This window comes from Paenibacillus timonensis, from assembly GCF_022427145.1.
GTDB lineage: Bacteria > Bacillota > Bacilli > Paenibacillales > Paenibacillaceae > Fontibacillus > Fontibacillus timonensis.
The window spans coordinates 1-3,418 of the sequence record NZ_JAKSXN010000119.1 but is presented as its reverse complement, the minus strand read 5'-3'; the positions used below and the strand labels follow the sequence as shown (position 1 = coordinate 3,418).

2 protein-coding genes and 8 tRNA genes are annotated in these 3,418 nt (G+C 50.5%); all 10 read left to right on the top strand.

What is annotated here, in order from left to right:
• The first annotated feature begins 50 nt into the window (after positions 1-50).
• The 10 genes from MJ257_RS24390 to MJ257_RS24345 all read left to right on the top strand — a co-directional run bounded on the left by MJ257_RS24390 (position 51) and on the right by MJ257_RS24345 (position 3,374).
• A tRNA-Ser gene (locus tag MJ257_RS24390) sits at positions 51-142 on the top strand.
• A gap of 20 nt (positions 143-162) precedes the next feature.
• Positions 163-239: transfer RNA gene (locus tag MJ257_RS24385), tRNA-Met, on the top strand.
• 9 nt (positions 240-248) lie between these two features.
• Positions 249-324, top strand: a tRNA-Val gene (locus MJ257_RS24380).
• Between the two features lie 34 nt (positions 325-358).
• Positions 359-434: transfer RNA gene (locus tag MJ257_RS24375), tRNA-Thr, on the top strand.
• A gap of 13 nt (positions 435-447) precedes the next feature.
• Positions 448-524, top strand: a tRNA-Asp gene (locus MJ257_RS24370).
• A gap of 83 nt (positions 525-607) precedes the next feature.
• Positions 608-680, top strand: a tRNA-Phe gene (locus MJ257_RS24365).
• A gap of 51 nt (positions 681-731) precedes the next feature.
• Positions 732-817 (top strand) — tRNA-Tyr (locus tag MJ257_RS24360).
• An 8-nt stretch (positions 818-825) separates the two neighbouring features.
• A tRNA-Lys gene (locus tag MJ257_RS24355) sits at positions 826-898 on the top strand.
• A 90-nt stretch (positions 899-988) separates the two neighbouring features.
• Positions 989-2,125, top strand: coding sequence for a PucR family transcriptional regulator (locus MJ257_RS24350; RefSeq protein WP_240271764.1), 1,137 nt, complete (start codon positions 989-991; stop codon positions 2,123-2,125).
• A 127-nt stretch (positions 2,126-2,252) separates the two neighbouring features.
• Positions 2,253-3,374 (top strand): ABC transporter ATP-binding protein, encoded by a 1,122-nt coding sequence (locus tag MJ257_RS24345; protein ID WP_240271763.1) that lies wholly within the window; start codon positions 2,253-2,255, stop codon positions 3,372-3,374.
• The last annotated feature ends 44 nt before the right edge of the window (positions 3,375-3,418 follow it).

Here is a 3,418-nt window from a genome sequence, read left to right as displayed (position 1 = left end):
AATTCGTTTCGTATCCAGTTTTCAAGGATTAAACCTTGAGTTTATGGCTTGGAGAGATACCCAAGTGGCTATAAGGGGACCCTCTGCTAAGGGGTTAGACTGCGTAAGCGGTGCGAGGGTTCGAATCCCTCTCTCTCCGCCATTTGTACAAGCTTATATCGTGGCGGCGTAGCTCAGCTGGCTAGAGCGTACGGTTCATACCCGTGAGGTCGGGGGTTCGATCCCCTCCGCCGCTACCATATCATTTCGGAGGCTTAGCTCAGCTGGGAGAGCATCTGCCTTACAAGCAGAGGGTCGGGGGTTCGATCCCCTCAGCCTCCACCATCATCGACACCTTGCAAATAAATATTTACACCGTGCCGGTGTAGCTCAACTGGTAGAGCAACTGACTTGTAATCAGTAGGTTGGGGGTTCAAGTCCTCTCGCCGGCACCATTTTTACCAATGCGGAGCCGTGGTGTAGAGGCCTAACATGCCTGCCTGTCACGCAGGAGACCGCGGGTTCGAATCCCGTCGGCTCCGCCATTTATTTAAATATTTCCACCGTAAAGTGGGAAAGTGGCCAACTTCACCGCTTTATTTTTTTGGAAATTTACCGTAAAACCTGCGGCTCGGTAGCTCAGTCGGTAGAGCAGAGGACTGAAAATCCTCGTGTCGGCGGTTCGATTCCGTCCCGAGCCACTTTTATGCTCCTACATGATTTTAAAAGGATCAGGGTAGCATAATTCATATGGAGGCTTAGCGAAGTGGCCAAACGCAGCAGACTGTAAATCTGTTCTCTGACGAGTTCGGTGGTTCGAATCCATCAGCCTCCACCAGTTTTTGTGAGCCATTAGCTCAGTTGGTAGAGCACCTGACTTTTAATCAGGGTGTCGAAGGTTCGAGTCCTTCATGGCTCATGATCAAAGCCGTTGACCTTAGGGTTGACGGCTTTTTTACGTTGAAGCAGGATTTACGTTTACTCCGGCGGGTATGATAAAATGAATTTAATGAACCTTAAAATGCATGGAGAGAAAGGCACCGCTATGGATATCAAATGGCTGAAACAGCAAGTAGAGGGCGTCGTCGGCTCGCCGCTATCGGAGAGCGTTTGGGAAAGGCAGGCCTGGAACAACGCCATCGCGGAATCGGACGGACGGGAAAATGGTCCTTTTCGCGTTGACCAAAGGTGGGTATGGCTCGTGGAGCGCCAACAAGGAGGCGTACGGGTTCTCGAAACGGAAGCATCCAGCGTGACCGAGGCGGAGGCTCAGTTGATTCAAATGCTCTTGACCGCGGCACGTGAACCTTCTCCCCCCGCATCAAGCTTAAAGCGGGAGGATGAATCACGTTGCCTCCAGCTCGGGGAGTGGCTGCAAGAACGTCTGGAGCTGGGCGAGCTGAACCAGCCCATACCCGAGCATTTAACCTTGAAGGCGAAGCTGAAGGGGAGAATGCTGCCCTTTTTGCTGAACTGGGAAAGTTCGGGGCAAGGGCAGGCGATTTCTTTTTCAAAACTGAATAAGCTCTTAAAAAGTTACTTCGGCGGAGAAGTGATCTTGGTTCCGTTAAAAGAGGATTGGCTGATCTTGCTGGGCGAAGAGCTGTTTATGAGTTTGCGGGAGGAGAGCGAAGAGGCCGCGGAAACGGAACGTGACCTGCTGAGCGCGTTATGCCAAGGATTATATGAGCTCGTCACCAATGAATGGGTTGGGGGATTTCATCTCACGGTGGGGAGCACGCTAATCGTTGAGACGGAATTGGCCTCTGCCACGTTGTTCTTGCGCCAGACGTTGGCCCTCGGCCGAGTGTTTAATGTAACCGACCAAATCCACTTGCCTTGGGAGCTGAAGCTGGAACGGCTGGTCTATAGCATTCCGGAGGAGCAGCGCTGTCAATTCGTCCAGGAGTTCGGAGATCGCGCCGGCTTGCTGCAGGACGAGGAGACGTTAACGACGTTGGAGACGTTTTTTGCGTTGGACTGCAATGTCAGTGAAACCGCCAAACGGCTTTATATTCACCGGAATACGTTATTATACCGGATGGATAAGTTCAAACAGGAGACCGGGCTGGATGTGAGGACGTTTAACGACGCGGTATTGGTCAAGCTGGAGCTGCTATTGTATAAAGTGACGAAAAGGCCTTGAGTTTTTTGTGCAGTTTGTGGATGGATGGGCGGACTCCTATCGACTAATATATAAATATAAAATGTATCCGATTTCATAAGAGGCAAAGAACCCTAATACCAAATTTATTTTATGGGAGGCCAAACACATGGCAGGCGTACGCTTAGAACACATTTTCAAAAAATACCCGGGTGCTGCAAAAGCAACCGTAGAAGACATCAATCTCGATATTGCGGATAAAGAGTTCCTCGTGCTGGTTGGTCCGTCCGGTTGCGGTAAATCCACGACCCTTCGGATGATCGCTGGTTTGGAAGAAATTACGGAAGGCAAATTGTACATCGGCGACCGCGTCGTAAACGACGTTGCTCCGAAAGACCGCGACATCGCGATGGTATTCCAATCCTACGCGCTGTACCCGCACATGAACGTGTATCAGAACATGGCGTTCGGTTTGAAACTGCGTAAAGTGAAGAAAGAAGAAATCGACCAACGCGTTCGCGAAGCCGCAAAAATCCTCGACATCGAGCATTTGCTGGACCGCAAACCTAAGGCTCTTTCCGGTGGTCAACGTCAACGGGTTGCCTTGGGCCGCGCAATTGTCCGCGATCCTCAAGTGTTCCTGATGGACGAACCGCTCTCCAACTTGGATGCTAAACTGCGCGGTCAAATGCGCGCTGAAATCACGAAACTGGTTAAACGTTTGGAAACGACTTGTATCTACGTAACCCATGACCAAATCGAAGCGATGACGATGGGTGACCGCATCGTGGTTATGCACGACGGTATCATTCAACAAGCTGCTTCTCCAGAAGAGTTGTACAACCAACCGGGTAACATCTTCGTTGCTGGCTTTATCGGTTCCCCTACGATGAACTTCGTGAACGGTACGCTGGCTGAAGAAGCTGGTACGGTTCGTTTCAAAGCTAACAACATGGACGTTGTTGTGCCTCAAGGCAAAGCAACCGTTCTGAAAGAAAAAGGATACATCGGCAAAGAAGTCATCATGGGTATTCGTCCTGAGGACATCCATGAAGAGCCAGTGTTCCTGGAAGCTTCGCCGCAAACGACATTTACTGCTAACGTGTATCTGACGGAAAACCTGGGTCACGAAATGCAATTGTACCTGAACGGTGCAGGCAGCGACGGTTTGATCGCTCGTGTGGACGGCCGTTCCAATACACGTGAAGGCGACAACGTTAAACTGGCGATCGATATGAACAAAATTCATATCTTCGACAAAGAAACAGAACGCAACGTGTTCTTCAGCTAATCCGTTAAGCGATGAAGAAACCGCCCTTCGGGGCGGTTTTTTTG